Raw genomic sequence first — 16476 nt, 5'->3', positions numbered from 1 at the left:
GGCTGCCGGCGTACATGGTGCCGACGTCGTTCACCGTCCTCGACGCGCTGCCGCTGTCGGCCAACGGCAAGGTCGACCGCGGCCAGCTCCCCGACCCGAAACCGTCGCCGGAGACCGTCGTCGAGGCGCCGGTGCTCACCGATCCGGCCGAGAACCGGCTGGTGGAGATCGTCGCCGAGATCCTCGACCTGCCCGTCGTCGCGCCCGACGCCAACCTGCTGCTGCTCGGCGCCACCTCGATCGACATCGTCCGGATCACGAACGCCCTCTCCGGGGCGTTGGGCTTCCGGCCGAAGCTGGCCCGGCTGATGCGCCAGCCGACCCTCGCCGACCTGCTGCGGATGTTCCGCGAGCACACCGCCGAGCGGGCCGTCGTCGCGACCGCGCAGCGGGCCGCCACGGTGGTCGAGGACCCGGCCGCGCGCGCCGCGTTCACGGCGGACGGGCGGGGCCGTCGCGGCTTCGCGCCCGGCACCCCGGCGGTCGCGCTGGCCGCGCCGGCCGACCCGGCGTACGAGCGGCGCTACACCGACTACCGCTCGGTGCGCCGCTTCGACGCGGACCCGGTGCCGGCCGAGGCGCTCGGCCGGCTGCTGGCCGCCCTGCGCGAGCGGGAGGTCGACGGCCGGGCCAAGTTCCAGTACGGCTCGGCCGGCGGCACCTACGCCGTGCAGACGTACGTCCTGGTCCGGGCGGGGCGGGTCGACGGGGTGCCGGGCGGGGCGTACTACCACGACCCGGCGGCGCACCGGCTGCTGGCGCTCGGCCGCGACCGCGAGCTGAGCCCGGACGCCTTCGACTACTTCGTCAACCGGCCGGTCTTCGAGGCCGCCGCGTTCGCGCTCTTCCTGGTGGCGCAGCGCGCGGCCATCGAGCCCCTGTACCAGGAGCAGAGCGCGACCTTCACCGCCATCGAGGCGGGCGCCATGGCCCAGCTGCTGACGATGGCCGCCCCCGACCACGGTCTCGGCCTGTGCGGCATCGGCGCGCTGGACACGGCGGAGCTGGCCGCCCTGTTCGACCTGGAACCCTCCCACCGGCTGGTCTACGCGCTGCTCGGCGGCGGCCGGCCCGGGGCGGAGCCGCCCGGGCCCGACGCCGCGACCACCGACACGATCACGGTGGAACTGTGAACGCCTTCGAGTTGCTCGACACGCTCAACCGGCACGCGGTGGGACTGCGCGTCGACGGCGACCGCCTGCGCCTCACCGGTTCCCGCGAGGTCCTCACGCCCGACCTGCTGGCCGACCTCAAGCTCCACAAGGAAGAGCTGATCGCGATCCTGACCGGCGCCGACGCGGACACGATCCCCCGCCGGCCGCGACCGGACGCGCCGGTGCCTGTCGCGTTCGCCCAACGGCAGCTCTGGTTCCTCGACCAGCTCTCCCCCGGCAACCCCTTCTACAACAACCCGGTGGCGTTCGACGTCGTGGGCGCCCTGGACGTGCCGGCGCTGGCCCGCGCCCTGACCGAGGTGGTGCGCCGGCACGAGGCGCTGCGTACCGTCTTCGCCCTGGTCGACGAGGAGCCCTGCCAGGTGGTGCGGCCGGCCGGGCCGGTCGCCCTGCCGGTCACGGACCTCACCGCGCTCCCCCGCCCGCAGCGGTCCCGGCGGGCCGACGAGGCCGCCGAGGCCGAGGCGCGGGCGCCGTTCGACCTGGCCGCCGGCCCGCTGGTCCGCAGCCGCCTGCTCCGGCTGGCCCCCGACGCGCACCGCTGGCTGCTCACCGTGCACCACATGGTGGCCGACGGCTGGTCCGTCGGCATCCTGATCGGCGAGGTCGCCGCGCTCTACGACGCGTACGCGCGGGGCGAGGCCGCCGCGCTGCCCGAGCTGCCCGTGCAGTACCCGGACTACACGCTGTGGCAGCGCCGGCACCTCGGCGGCGGCGAGCTGGAGCGCCAGCTCGGCTACTGGACGCGGACGCTGGCCGGTGCGCCCGCGCTGCTGGCCCTGCCGACCGACCGGCCCCGGCCGGCGGTGCAGCGCTACCGGGGCGAGACCCACGCCACGACGGTGGACGCGGCGGTGCTCCGCGGGCTGCGCGAGGTCGGCCGGGCCGGCGACGCGACGCTCTTCATGACGCTCATGGCCACCCTGTCGGTGCTGCTGTGGCGCTACAGCGGGCAGGACGACGTCTGCGTCGGCACCCCGTTCGCCAACCGCAACCACCGCGACGTGGAGGGGCTGATCGGCCACTTCGTGAACACGGTGGTGATCCGCAACCGGCTGGACCCGGAGCAGCCCTTCGCGGCGCTGCTGGCCGACGTCCGCCGGCACCTGCTCGACGCGTACGCCCATCCCGACCTGCCGTTCGAGCAGCTCGTGGACGCGCTCAACCCGGAACGGCACACCAGCTACTCGCCGCTGTTCCAGGTGATGCTGGTGCTCCAGAACATCCCGCGCGGCCGGCTGGAGCTGCCCGGGCTGGTGCTGCGGCCTCTGTCGAGCAGCACCGGCGCGGCGAAGTTCGACCTGTCGGTCGAGGTGATGGAGCACGCCGACGAGCTGCACGTCCTCTTCGAGTACAACACCGACCTGTTCGACGCCGCGACGATCGCCCGGCTGGCCGGGCACTTCGTCCGCCTGCTCGGTGAGGTGGCGGCCGATCCGGCGGCCCCGGTCGGCGCGCTGCGGCTGCTCGGCCCGGACGAACGGCACCGCCTGCTGGTCGAGTGGAACCGGACCGCGCGGCCGCTCACCGGGCCGGCGGACGTGGTGCGGCGGATCGCGGCGCAGGCGCGGCGGCACCCCGACCGGCTCGCCGTGGCCGACGGCGACGAGCGGCTCGACTATGCCACGCTGGAGCGGCGGGCCAACCGCCTGGCGCACGCGCTGATCGCCCGGGGCGTCCGCCCCGACCAGGTGGTCGGCCTGCACGCACCGCGCTCGGCGGGGTTGATCGTCGCCATCCTGGGCGTGCTCAAGGCCGGAGCCGCCTACCTGCCGCTGGACCCGACCCTGCCGCCGGAGCGGCTCGCCGGCATGGTCGCCGACGCCGCGCCGGCGCTGGTGCTCGGCGAGGCCGACCTGGCCGCCGTCGAGGCCGAGGGGCGCCACGACGGCCCGCCCGGCGTCGTCGTGCACCCCTCCAACCTGGCCTACGTGATCTACACGTCGGGCTCGACGGGCCGCCCCAAGGGTGTCGCGGTCGCCCACGGCGGCGTCGTGAACCTGCTCGACCACTGGGTGTCGCGCCTCGGCGCCGCCGAGGGGGAGGCGGCGGCGCTCTGGTCGAGCGTCGGCTTCGACGTCTCGGTGCAGGAGATCTTCCTGCCGCTGACCACCGGCGGGGCCCTGCACCTCGTACCCGAGGAGTTGCGCGGCGATCCGGCGGCGCTCACGGGCTGGCTGCGCGAGCACCGCGTCGTGCAGGCCTACCTGCCGCCGGCCTTCGTCCGGTGGATCGACGAGGACCCGGCGGCCCGCCTGGCCGGGTTGTCGCTGCGCCAGCTGCTGGTCGGGGTCGAACCGCTGCCGGAGCAGGGCCTGCACCGCATGCAGGAGACCCTGCCCGGGCTGCGGGTCCTCAACGGGTACGGGCCGACCGAGACCACCGTCTACAGCACCGCCTACCTCGACCCGCAGCCGTCGGCCCGGCGGTGCCCGATCGGCCGGCCGGTGGCCAACACCCGTGTCCACCTGCTCGACGAGCGGCTGGAGCCGGTGCCGGTGGGGGTCACCGGCGAGATCCACATCGGTGGCGCCGGTGTCGCCCGCGGCTACCTGGGCCGGCCGGGGGCCACCGCCGAGCGGTTCGTCCCCGACCCGTTCGTGGCCGGGGAACGGCTCTACCGCACCGGCGACCTGGCGCGTCTCCTGCCCGACGGCAACATCGAGTACCTCGGCCGGCGCGACGGCCAGGTCAAGATCCGCGGTTTCCGCATCGAGCTGGGCGAGATCGAGGCCGCGCTGCGGGACCGGCCGGACGTACGCGAGGCGGCGGTGCTGGTCGACTCGGACGCCGCCGGCGAGCCGAGGCTGGTCGCCGGGGTCGCCCGGGGCGGGGCGGCGCCGTTGCTGGTCAGCGAGTGGCGCGAGGCGCTGTCGCGGCGGTTGCCCGGCTACATGATCCCGTCGCTCTTCGTGGAGCTGCCGCGGCTGCCGCTGACCGCCAACGGCAAGCTCGACCGGGACGAGGTGCTGCGGCTGGCCCGTACCGGCGCGCCCTGGCAGGTCAACCTGGCCAGCCCGCGCGACCAGATCGAGCTGACCCTCTACCAGATCTGGAAGCGCCTGCTGCTGCACCCGGAGATCGGCATCAACGACCGGTTCTTCGACGTGGGCGGCACCTCGATCTCGGCGATCAAGCTGGCCCACGCGATCGGCGAGGCGTTCGGCGAACCGCTGCCGGTCCACGAGATCATGCTGCACCCGACGATCGAGGCGCTCGGCGGCCGGCTGCGGCGGGGCGCGTCGGGCCGGCCACCGAGCAACCTGATCGAGTTCCGGCCGGGCGACGGCGACGGGCGGGTCATCTGCGTGCACCCCGCCGGCGGCACCGCGTTCTGCTACCTGTCGCTGGCCAAGGCGCTGCCGGAGTCCCTCGGCGTGTACGGCATCCAGTCCCCTGGGGTGAACCCGGGCGAGGAGTTCCTGCCCACGGTCGAGGCGATGGCCGAGGCGTACCTGGGGCAGGTCGCGCACCTGCTGGACGGGCCGGTGGTGCTCACCGGGCTCTCCTACGGCGGGCTGGTCGCGTACGAGATGGGACGCCGGCTGGCCCTCGCCGGGCATCCCGGGCTGAGCGTGGTGCTGCTGGACACCCTGGGCACCGACGACCCGGCCCACCGGGGCGCGATCGAGCCGGTGGACATGGCCGAGTTCCGCGACAAGCTCATCAAGTTCAACGGCATGTACCCGGGCATCGACGACGAGCAGATCGACCAGTACCACCGCGTCTACAACCACAACCGGTCGACCATGCGCGACTACCCGACCCCCGCGTCGCCGGCCCGGCTGGTGCTGTTGCAGGCCACCGCCGGGCGGGACGAGGCCTTCCTGCGCGAGGTGCGCGCCTTCTGGCGGCGACGCGGCGACGCCGACTTCCTGCTGGACCAGGTGCACTGCGACCACTGGGACATCCTGGAGAGCGCGGTGGTGCTGCGGGTCGCCGCGCTGCTGCGCGCCGAGATGGACCGGATCTCCGACGCCCGTCCGGCGACGCCGGCCGTACGGGAGGCGTGATGGTCCCCGGTCCCGGTCTCGCCCACGCCGTGCTCGCCCAGGCCCGCCGTACCCCCGACGCGGTCGCGGTCATCGACGGCGACCGACGCCTCAGCTACGCCGACCTGGACGCCGCCAGCGCCGCCGTCGCCCGGTCCCTGCGCCGGGCCGGAACCCGACCGGGTGAGGCCGTCGCGGTGCAGCTGCCGCGCGGCTGGCGGCTGGTCTGCGTCATGCTCGGCGTCCTGCGGCTCGGCGCGACCGTGGTGCCGCTGGACCGGCAGAGCCCGCCCGCGCGCCGGGGGCACATGCTGCGCGACTCGGGCGCCGTGGCGGTGATCCACGGCCCGGACGCGCCCGGCGGGCTTCCCGACGGGGTCCGGCCGCTGCCGGTGGCGGCGCTGCTCGCGGCGGACGCCCCGCCCGACGCGGACGGGCAGCCGGCGCCGGAGGTCGAGCCCGCGCCGGTCGCATTCGTCTTCTACACCTCGGGCACCACGGGCCGTCCCAAGGGCGTGGAGGTGCGCGACGCGGGCGTCCTGCGGCTGGCCCGCCCCGGCTACGTCGCCCTGCCCCCGGCGGCCCGCTACGCGAGCCTCGCCAATCCGGCGTTCGACGCGATCAGCTTCGAGGTCTGGGTGCCGCTGCTGACCGGCGGCTGCTGCGTCGTGCTCGACGACGAGACGGTGGCGACGCCGCACCTGCTCGACGCCGCGCTGCGCCGGGAGCGGATCGACACGCTCTTCATCACGGTGGCGCTGTTCAACGCGGTGGTCGACGAGCTGCCGCACTGCTTCGCCGACGTCGGCCAGGTGCTGGTCGGCGGGGAGCAGCTCAACGCCCGGCTGATCCGCCGCTGGTACCGCGACAACCCCGCCAGCCGCACCCGGCTGCACAACGTCTACGGGCCCACCGAGGCGACGACGTTCGCCCTGTGCCACCCGATCCCCCGCGACTTCGACGCGGAGGTCGTGCCGATCGGCCGGGTGCTGCCGGGCACCGACGCGCACCTGGTGGTCGACGGCGACCGCCTCGCGGCGCCGGGCGAGGTCGCCGAGCTGTACCTCGGCGGCGCGGCGCTGGCGGCCGGCTACCGCAACCTGCCCGGGGAGACCGCCGCGCGCTTCGTCCGGCTGCCCTGGCTGGACGGCTCCGCCGGCCGCCACTACCGCACCGGCGACCTCGTGCGCGCCGACGCCGCCGGTCGCGTCGAGTACGTCGGTCGGGTCGACCGGCAGGTCAAGGTCCGCGGCTTCCGGGTCGAGCCCGGCGAGGTGGAGCGGCAGATCCTCGCCCACCCGGGGGTCCGGCAGGCGTACGTGTGCACCCGGCGGGACCCGGCGCACGGGACGAACGAGCTGCTGGCGTACCTGGTGACGGCCGCCGACCTGTCGTTCGCGGAGTTCGACCGGCACCTGGCCGCGACCCTGCCGCCGTACCTGCGCCCGCACCGGGTCCACCGCGTCGGGGCGCTGCCGCTGACCGCGAACGGCAAGGTGGACTCCGACGCCCTGCTGCGGCGCGACGACCCGCCCTGGCGCGAAGGGCGCGACGACCCGCACCCACACGACGAACGCGAAGGGCGCGACGACCCGCACCCACACGACGAACGCGAAGGGCACGACGGGCACGACGGTGACCCCGTCGGCGCGGCGTGGCAGCGGACGGTGCTCGGGCTGGCCGGCGAGGTGCTGGGCGTGACCGACCTGCGACCGGACGACCGGTGGATCGCCAGCGGCGGGGATTCGCTGAAGGCGCTGCGGCTGCGCTTCGAGATCCAGCGGCGCTGGGGCGCCGAGGTGCCGCAGGCGGTGGTGCTCGCCGGCGACTTCGCCGAACTGGCGGCGGCGGTCGCGGCGGCCCGCACCGCGACCGGTTCGCCGTACCCGGTGCCGGCTGCCCCGGCCGGTGCCCGGTCCGCGCCGGCCACCTCGGAGCAGCAGCGGCTCTGGCTGTTGCAGCAACGCTCGCCGGCGTCCACCGCCTACCACGTGGGGCTCGCCTTCGAGCTGCGCGGGCAGGTCGACGTCGGCGCGCTGCGGCAGGCGCTGCGCCGGGTGGTGGCGCGTCATCCGGCGCTGCGGACCGCCTTCCGGGCCACGCCGGAGGGGCTGCGCCAGGAGGTGGGCGAGCCCTACGACCCGTGGCGCGAGCCCACCGGGGGCGACGACGGCGACGCGGACGGGTGGCGCGAGCGCGCCCGCGCCCTCTTCGCCGCCCCCTTCGACCTCGGGCAGCCGCGCATGCTGCGGGCGTACTGGCTGGCCCGCGACGGCGGCGGGGTGCTGCTGCTGCACCTGCACCACATCGCGGTCGACGGCTGGTCGCTCGACGTGCTGTTCCGCGGGCTGTCGGCCGCGTACGCGGCGGCGCTGGCCGGCACGACCGAGGACGAGGACGAGCCCGCCCCGACCCCGCTGGACTACGCCCGGTGGCAGGCCGACTGGTTCGCCCGGCCGGCCTACCGGGCGCAGCGCGACGCCCTGCGCAGCCACTACGCCGACGTGGCGGAGGTCGCCGCGCCGCTGCGGCCGGTCCGGCAGCGGCGCGGCACCGGGGACCACCTGCTGCGCACCGCGATCGACGCGGAAGGCCGCGCCGCCCTCGACCGGCTCGGCGCCGAGCTGGGACTGACCCGCTTCCCGCTGCTGCTGACGCTCTTCGGCTGGGCCGTGTACGGGGTCACCGGCCGCACCCATCCGCGCGTCGCCAGCCCGGTGGCGAACCGGCCCGTGGGCGACTTCGAGGCCAGCGTCGGCATGTTCGCCAACACGGTGCTGCTGCCCCTGGCGCTGGCACCCCGGGAGGAGCTGCGGGCGCAGCTGCGGCGACAGGCCACCGCCGTACGCGCGGTGCTCGACGCCCAGGACGTGGCGCTCGCGCACGCCGTCGCCGACCACGACTTCGGCGCCGACGCGCCGCTGTTCGACTTCCTCTTCGTCCTCGACAACACCGACTTCTCCACGCTGGCGCTGCCCGGCTGCGCGTCCCGCCCGGTCTGGCTGGCGCCGACCGAGGCCAAGTGCCCGCTCACCCTCTCGGTCGTCGAGCACGGCTCCGGCTTCGACTGCCTCTGGGAGTACGCCGACGACCACTTCGACGCCGCCGACGTGGCGGCGGCCGCCGACCTGTTCCGGCGCGGCCTCGACGCGTTGACCGGCGCCGGCACGAGCAGCCTGGCCGAGCTGGTGCGGCCCTACCGCAGCGGCCTGCCCGAGCCCGGCCGGGGCCGGCGTACCCCGGTGGCCCTCCCCACCGTGGCCGAGGCCTTCGCCCGGCGGGTACGGGCGGAGCCGACCGCGACCGCGCTCGTCGCCGGTGACCGCCGCCTCAGCTACGCCGACCTCGACGCGTACGCCTCGGCGCTCGCCGCCGAACTGGCGCGGCTCCATCCGGTGTCGACCGGCGACCGGCACCACGTCGCCCTGTTCTTCGAGCCGTCGGTGGAGCACGTGGTGGCGCTGCTGGCGGCGGCCCGGCTCAACCTGACGGTCGTGCCGCTCGACCGGGCCTACCCGCCGGCGCTGCTGCGCCAGGTGCTGGGCCAGGTCGACCCGCTCTGCGTGCTGCTGGCGCCCGGCGACGGGCCCGCCCTCGACGCGATCGACGAGGGCGGTCACCCCCGGCACCCGGTGGTCCTGTCCTCCTCGGCCACACCCGTCGCGCCGTCGTACGCCGGCCGCCCGCTGTACACGCTCTTCACCTCGGGCTCGACCGGCACACCCAAGGGGGTCCAGGTCGGCGACGCCCTGCTCGTCAACCTCCTGCGCTGGCAGAGCGAGGCCGGCGGCCTGGCGGGCGCGGCGGCGACCCTGCAGTTCTCCATGCTCTCCTTCGACGTCTCCTTCCAGGAGATCTTCGGCACGCTCTGCGGCGGCGGCACCCTGCACCTGCCCCGGCCCGGGTGGCGGCAGGACATGCCGGCGTTGCTGGCGCACCTCGACGCCGCCGGCATCGAGCGGATCTTCCTGCCGTACGTCGCCCTGCAACTCCTGGCCGAGCACGGCGTACGCCTCGGCCGGTACCCGTCGCGGCTGCGGGAGGTCGTCACCGCCGGCGAACAGCTGATCTGCACCGACAGCATCCGCCGCTGGTTCGCCGGGCTGCCCGGCGCGCGCCTGTTCAACCACTACGGCCCGACCGAGACGCACGTGGTCAGCAGCCTCTGCCTCGACGGCGACCCGGCCACCTGGCCGGCCCGCCCGGCCATCGGCCGCCCGGTCGCCAACACCTGGCTGCGGGTGGTGGACTCCGCCGACGAGGTGGTGCCGCCGGACTGCCCCGGTCAGCTGCTGATCGGCGGGGAGCTGGTGGCGCCCTGCTACCTGGACGATCCGGCGCTCGACCGGGCCCGTTTCGTCGAGCTGCCGGGCCACGGCTGGTTCTTCCGCAGCGGCGACCAGGCCCGGTTCGACCGGGACGGTCTGCTGCACTACCTGGGCCGCGACGACCAGCAGGTGAAGGTCAGCGGGCACCGGCTGGAGCTCGGCCAGGTGGAGGCGGCCCTGCTGACGCACCCGGCGGTCGTCAACGCCGTGGTGGTCCGCGACGACCCGCACCTGGTCGCCTGTCTGGAGTCGCGGGCCGACCCGCCGTCCCCGGAGGAGCTGACCGCTCACCTGGCGGGGCTCCTGCCCGCGTACGTGCGGGTGGACCGGTTCCGGCGGCTGGCGGAGCTGCCGCGTACCGCCAGCGGGAAGCTGGACCGCCGTCGCGCGTTGACCGCACCGGGCGAGGAGCTGCGGCCGGGCGCCGCCGCGCCGCCGCCGGTCATGTCGGTCCTGGAGGCGCGGCTGGCCGGGCTCTTCGAGGAGGTCGTCGGGAGACCGATCGGGCCCGACCGGCGCTTCTTCGACCACGGCGCGGGCAGCCTCGACCTGATGCGCTTCCACCTGCGCTGCGCCGCCGAGGGGCTGCCGCTGAGCATCCCCGACCTCTTCGAGCACGTCACCATCCGCCGCCTCGCCCGGTTCCTCGCCGGACAGCGGGCCACCGCCGGCCCGGCGACGCCGGACGAACCGGCGAGGGTGGCGTCGCCAGCCGCCGACACGGCACCCCCGGTGACCGAGACCCCGTCACCGGCCACCGTGACGGCGCGGCGGGCGGCCGGGCTGGAGGTGACGCCACCGCCCGTGGCCGAACCGGCGCGCAGCGCGGCCGGGTCGGAGCCGGCGCCACGGGCGGCCGAGCCAGCACGGCGGGCGGGCGGGGTCGCGGCGGCCGGGCGGGACGAGGCTGCTCCGGGCCCGGCGGACGAGCCGGTCGCCGTGGTCGGGATGGCCGTCCGGCTGCCCGGCGCTACCGACCTGGCCGCCTTCTGGGCGATGGTGGAGGCCGGCGACCGGGGCATCGAGCACTTCGACGCCGCCGACGGCCTGGTCGGCGCCCGCAGCCAGCTGGCCGGGGTGCTCGGCTTCGACCCGGGGCACTTCGGCATCAGCCGGCAGGAGGCGCGGCTGATGGATCCGCAGCAGCGGCACCTGCTGATGAGCTGTGTCGAGGCGTTGGCGCACGCCGGCATCGCCGATCCCGCCGGGCGGCGGGTCGGCCTGCTCGCCAGCTGCGGCGAGAACACGTACTTCCAGTCGATGCTGCGCGAGGCCGATCCGGCGCGGCTGCCGGACCCCTTCCAGTTGGCGCTGCACCACGAGAAGGACTTCCTGGCCACGAAGGTCGCCTACCACCTGCGCCTGACCGGTCCGGCCTTCACCGTGCAGGCGGCCTGCGCGAGTTCGCTGGTGGCGGTCCACGTCGCGGCCGGCCTGCTGCGGCAGGGCGACAGCGACGTGATGCTGGTCGGTGGCGTGCTGGTGGATCCGCTGATGGGCGCCGGCTACCGCTACCAGCCGCAGCACATCTTCTCCCCGGACGGGCACTGCCGGCCGTTCAGCGACGACGCCGGCGGCACCGTCGGCGCCAGCGGGGTGGGTGTGGTCGTGCTCAAGCCCCTGCGGCTGGCCCGGCGCGACGGCGACACCGTCTACGCGGTGATCACCGGATCGGCCGTCAACAACGACGGCGCGGAGAAGGTCGGCTACGCCGCGCCGTCGGTCGCCGGCCAGCGCGAGGTGATCCGCACCGCGCTGCGTCGCAGTGGGCGGGCCGGCGGCGACCTGGGCTACGTGGAGGCGCACGGCACCGGGACGGAGCTGGGCGATCCGGTGGAGGTGGCGGCGCTACGCCAGGCGTTCGACCTGGCCGAGTCCGGCCGCGTCGCGCTGGCCTCGGTGAAGAGCCAGATCGGTCACCTCGGCGCGGCGGCCGGGGTCGTCGGTTTGGTGCGTGCCGTGCTGGCCGTGCATCACGGGCTGATCCCGCCGAACGTCGACTTCCGTCGCCTGAATCCACGGCTCGGCCCCGATCCGGCCCCGTTCTACGTCCCCACGAAGGCCCGGCCCTGGCCCGTCGACCGGCCGCGCGTGGCGGCGGTGAGCAGCTTCGGCATCGGCGGCACCAACGCCCATCTGGTCTGCGAGGCGGTCGAGCCGGTCGGGTCCCCGGTCGACCCGCGCCAGCAGGCAGAGCACGGCACCGGCTCGGCGGCGCCGCCGCCGGGTGCCGGCGTACCGGTGGTGCTGCTCGCCAGCGGCAGCGCGGCCGGCCTGCGCGCCGACGCCGCCCGCATCGCCGACTACCTGGCGGCCCGGCCCGAGGCCTACCCGCGGGTGCTGCGGCACCTCCAGGCCGGCCGCACGCCGGGTCGGTGGCGGGCGGCGGCCGTCTGCGTCGACGTGGCCGCCGCCGTGGCCTGGCTGCGTACCGCGACCGCCGTCGAGGTCACCCCCGTCGAGGCGACGCCCGTCGCGGTCACCGGCCCGGCCGGTACGCCGCCGGCGGCCGACCTCGTCGCCGCCTGGCTGGCCGGTCGGCCGATCCGGTGGCCGGCCGGGCCGGCGCAGCCGCCCTGGGACTTCCCCCCGCCGGCGTTCGCGCTCGCCGACCACGAGTTCCCCCGCGTGCCGAAGGCGGGGCCGACACCCCCGCCCGGGTCGCCCCTGCCGTCCGGGTCGCCCCTGCCCGCCGGAGCGGCATCAGCCGGGGCGGCAGCACACGCCGGGGCGGCACCGCCCGGCGGGGCCGTGCCGGCCGATCAGCCGTGGCCGGCGCGGCTGCCCGAGGCCGAGTGGCTGCACCAGCCGCACTGGGTGCGCTGGCGGCACGCGGGGACCGACCCCGGGGCCCGCCGCCCGGAGACGCTCGTGGTCATGGCCGCGGAACCGCCGTCGCCGGCCGCGCTCCGCGCCTTCGCGGCGTCCCACGCCCGGGTGGTGGCCGTCACCGCCGCGGACGGCTTCGCCCGGCTCGGACCGGACAGCTACCAGGTCGACCCGGCCGATCCCGAGTCGCTGGGCCGGCTGCTCGACGCGCTCACCATTGCCGCCGCGCCGGCCGCGCCCGGGCGCGGCGGCGTCGACTGGCTCCACGCGCTGCCGCTGGCCGTCGACGGACCGGTCGGCGCGGACGCGCTCGCCCACTCGTACCGGGCCTGCGTCGACACCCCGGCGGCGCTGCTGGCAGCCGTCGCCGCACTGCCCGGCCGGCCCCGGCTGCGGGCCTGGTGGCTGTCGCACCAGGCGCAACCCGTGGACGACGACGTACGCCGGCCGGAGCTGGGCCTGCTCGCCGGGGCCTGCGAGGTCGCGCCCCAGGAGGGCGACGTCGAGAGCCACTGGGTGGACCTGCCGGGCGCCGATCCGGCCGACTGGGCGCCGGCGCTCGCGGCGCTGCTGGCGGAGGAGACAGCACCACCCCGACGACTCGCGCTGCGCGGCAGCTACTGGTGGGAGCAGGCGCTGCTGCCAGTCCGCCCGCCGGCCGCGGCGGCCGCGGGTCCGCTGCCCGCCGGACCGGCCGTGTACGTGGTCCTCGGCGGCACCGGCGGCATCGGGCGGAGCATCGCCGCCTGGCTGTTGGAGCAGGGCGACTGCCGGGTGATCCTGCTGGCGCGGCGCGGGCCGCTGCCGGCCGGGCTGGCGCCGTGGGCCGACCGCGTCGACCTCGTCGAGGTCGACCTGGCCGAGACCGGCCCCGACGAGGTGCTGGCCCGGCTCGACGACCGGACCCGACGGGTCGACGGGGTGGTCCACGCCGCGGGGATCGCGGCCGGCGGGCTGATCGGCCGGCGGGACGCGGCCGCGATGCGGCGGGCCACGGCCGGCAGGGCGCACGGCGCGCTGCTCGTGGAGCGGCTGGTCGCGCACCACCGGCCGGCGTTCGTCGTCTACTGCTCGTCGATGTCGGCGCAGCTCGGCGGCGTCGGCCAGCTCGACTACGCCGCCACCAACGGGCTGCTGGACGGCTTCGCCCGGCACCGGGCCAGCGGGGCCGACACCACGCAGCGGATCTCGATCGGGTGGGACGTCTGGAACGAGGTGGGCCTGGCCCGCGACGCCCTGCCCACCGACGCCCGGCACCGGGCGCACCTGGCGGTCGGCCTCTCCGTCGACGAGGGGCGCCGGCTCTTCGCCCAGGCCCTGCGGCTGCGGCTGCCGCACCTGCTCGTCTGCACCACCGCGCCGGATCGGGCGCGGGAGTTCTACGCGCCACCGGCCGGCCCGCAGGTCGCGACGCCGGCCGTGCTACCCCCGTCGGCGGCCGACCAGGTCGGCGAATGGCTCTGCGACTGGCTGGGCACCGACCGGCTCGACCCGGCCGCGTCCCTCTACGACCTGGGGGCCGACTCGCTGCTGCTGCTGGACCTGATCGACCGGGTCAAGGAGCACTTCGGCGTGAGCCTCGGCCTGTCCCAGCTGAGCCACCGGGTGAGCCTGGCCGAGGTGCTGGGGCTCCTCGGCGAGCCGGTCCGCGCCGCCGGGGCCGCCGAGCCCGCCGTGGCGGTGGAGGTCTGGCAGGCGGGTCGGGGGCGTACGGTGCTCTGCCTGGTCCACCCGGTCGGCGGGGACGTCCAGGCGTACCGGTCGCTGGTGTCGGCGCTCGACCCGGAGCTCACGGTCTGCGTCATCGCCGATCCCGCGCTGGTACGCCCCGGGCAGCCGGCCTGGTCGCTCGCGGAGCGGGCCGCGCGCTACCACGCCGCGCTGCGGGACCGATTCCCCCGCGACGAATGGCGCTGGCGGCTCGCCGGGTGGTCGTTCGGCGCCTGGGTGGCGCTCGGGATGGCGGCGGAAGCCGAGGCGGCCGGCCAGCCGGCGGACGAGCTCTACCTGCTCGACCCGCCGCCGCCGGATGCCGCGCCGGCCTTCCGGGCGTACGACGAGGAACGGCTCGCCGCGCTCTTCGCCCACGAACTGGGGGCGGCGACCGGCGCGAACACCGCGGCGACGGCGTACGCGGACGCGCTGGCGCGCTGCTGCCGGGCCAACCTGGCGAGCATGGCGCAGCACACCCTGCCCCGGCTGGCCGGGACGCCCGCGCGGCTCTGGCTCGCGGGCCGCCCGACGGCCGGTCTGCCGGCGCTCGGTCCGCCGCAGGAGCAGGCCCGGAAGTGGCGGACGCACCTGACCGGGCTCGCCTGGCACCTCGTCGACACCACCCACTACGGCATCGTCGGGGCCCCACACGTGGCGGCGGTGGCCGAGGCCATCAACGAGGCGGAGCCGGCCACCGACCCGAAGGCGGCGCGATGAACCCGTACCAGTCGTTGCCGTCGCGGTCGTTCTGGCGCACGGCCGTGGCCGAGCCGGAGATTCTGGCCATCGGTGAGGTGTGGACGCCGAAGTTCGGCCTCGACCCGGACGACGCGGTCCTCACCGCCGGCTCCTGCTTCGCCCGCCACCTCGGTCCCGCCCTGCTCGACGAGGGGATGAACTGGCGTGAGGTCGAGCTGCCCCCGCCGGGGCTGACCGAGGCCGAGCGCCGGGCCCGCCACTACGGCGCGTTCTCGTTCCGCACCGGCACCATCTACACCGCCGCCACCCTGCGGCAGTGGCTGACCTGGGCGCTGGCCGGCGACACCGGGCCCGACGAGGTCTGGTGCGAGGGTGACCGGTTCTTCGACCCGTACCGCCCGTCGGTCGAACCCGACGGGTACGACTCGGCGGAGGCGACCCTGGCCGCCCGCCGGTCGACCCTGGCGGCGATGCGGGGGGCGGTCGCCGAGGCGGGTTGTCTCATCTTCACCCTCGGGCTGACCGAGGCCTGGCGGGACGTGGTCACCGGCACCGTCCACCCGGTCTGCCCGGGCACCGTCCGGGGCACCTTCGACCCCGGGCGGCACGTCTTCCACAACTTCACCGTCGCCGAGGTGCACCGGGACCTCTCCGCCGTCGTCGCGTTGCTGCGCGCCGCCAACCCCCGGCTGACCGTCCTGCTGACCGTGTCGCCGGTGCCGCTCACCGCGACCGCCACCGGGGCGCACGCGCTGACCGCCACCACGTACTCCAAGTCGGTGCTGCGGGCCGCGGCCGGCCAGCTCGCCCAGGAACACGACCACGTCGACTACTTCCCCTCGTACGAGCTGATCACCGGTTTCCCGTTCCGGGGGGCCTTCTTCGCGCCGAACCTGCGCGCCGTGACGCCGACGGGGGTCGCCTTCGTCATGCGCCACTTCTTCGACGCCCTCGAACGGCGACGCGGGGAGACCGGGCCGACACCGCCGACCGCGACGGCGGCGGACCGTCGCGCCGACACCGCCGACGGAGGTGACCTCTACTGTGACGACGCCGTCCTCGACCGCTACCGCGCCCGCTAGGTTCCTGCTGCTGGGCGACTCGCACGCCGGACCGATCGCCCGCGCGGCCGCGGCGGCCGGGGTGCCCTTCGTCGGTGGCCCGGTCGGCTCGGGGCGCGACTTCAACGTCGGCTTCTTCGACGTACGCGACGACGGCCTGGTGTTCCGGGACGCCGCCGTGCAGGAACGCCACCGCGGCTTCCTGGCCGAGCTGGGCGTGACCGACATCGGGCAGCTCGCCGTCCCGCTGGTCTCGACGTTCGGGCTCAGCGCCCACTTCTTCGCCACCACCGAGAACTGGCGGATCTACCGGGCGGGCGACGGCGCGTTCCCGGCGGGCTTCCTCGCCGGTGGGCTCTTCGACGACATCGTGCGCGCCATGGCCCGCGACGCGCTGGCCTTCCACCGCCACGCCCTCGACCTGGGGCTGCGCGTCCTCGCGGTGCTGCCGCCGCAGCGGGTGCCGGGGATGTCCGACCCGCTGGTGTTCATGGCCGCCCAGGAGACGGTCCGCCGCGCGCTCGTCGCGCTCGGCGTGGAGATCGTGGACCTGCGGGCCCGGGTCACCGACGGCACGGGCCGGCAGCGGGCCGCGTTCTGCGAGCCGGACGACCCGATCCACGGCAACCTCGCCTTCGGCCGGCTGATCGTGGCCGACCTGCTGGCCCGGGGGCTGTGA

The 16476-nt window shown here is 76.1% G+C and carries 5 protein-coding genes (1 of these 5 only partly in view); all 5 read left to right on the top strand.

What is annotated here, in order from left to right; all coding sequences use genetic code 11:
* Tightly spaced (each overlapping or abutting the next), the 5 genes in view from AB0883_RS21855 to AB0883_RS21835 form a layout consistent with a single transcriptional unit that may run on beyond the window.
* Nucleotides 1-1133, top strand: the 3' portion of a protein-coding gene (locus tag AB0883_RS21855) for an amino acid adenylation domain-containing protein (RefSeq protein WP_366642990.1). The gene continues 12460 nt to the left of window position 1, outside the view; only the last 1133 of its 13593 coding nucleotides appear in the window; the start codon falls outside the window, past its left edge; its stop codon occupies nucleotides 1131-1133.
* Nucleotides 1130-5188, top strand: coding sequence for an amino acid adenylation domain-containing protein (locus AB0883_RS21850; RefSeq protein ID WP_366642989.1), 4059 nt, complete (start codon nucleotides 1130-1132; stop codon nucleotides 5186-5188). The genes AB0883_RS21855 and AB0883_RS21850 overlap by 4 nt, the downstream gene beginning before the upstream one ends.
* Nucleotides 5188-14754, top strand: coding sequence for an amino acid adenylation domain-containing protein (locus AB0883_RS21845; protein WP_366642988.1), 9567 nt, complete (start codon nucleotides 5188-5190; stop codon nucleotides 14752-14754). The genes AB0883_RS21850 and AB0883_RS21845 overlap by 1 nt, the downstream gene beginning before the upstream one ends.
* Nucleotides 14751-15818, top strand: a complete 1068-nt coding sequence (locus tag AB0883_RS21840) for a GSCFA domain-containing protein (protein ID WP_366642987.1) — start codon at nucleotides 14751-14753, stop codon at nucleotides 15816-15818. Before AB0883_RS21845 ends, AB0883_RS21840 begins: the two co-directional genes overlap by 4 nt.
* Nucleotides 15781-16476, top strand: coding sequence for a hypothetical protein (locus AB0883_RS21835; RefSeq protein WP_366642986.1), 696 nt, complete (start codon nucleotides 15781-15783; stop codon nucleotides 16474-16476). Before AB0883_RS21840 ends, AB0883_RS21835 begins: the two co-directional genes overlap by 38 nt.

The sequence above is a fragment of the Micromonospora sp. NPDC047812 genome (genome assembly GCF_040704175.1).
Taxonomy (GTDB): Bacteria; Actinomycetota; Actinomycetes; order Mycobacteriales; family Micromonosporaceae; genus Micromonospora.
Note: the sequence above shows the minus strand (reverse complement) of the source record. Positions and strands in the feature narration are given on the sequence as shown.

Bases quoted from the DNA above. Each gene is read 5' to 3' on its own strand.
- AB0883_RS21840 (WP_366642987.1), top strand. From the start codon at position 14,751: ATGAACCCGTACCAGTCGTTGCCGTCGCGGTCGTTCTGGCGCACGGCC.
- AB0883_RS21845 (WP_366642988.1), top strand. From the start codon at position 5,188: ATGGTCCCCGGTCCCGGTCTCGCCCACGCCGTGCTCGCCCAGGCCCGC.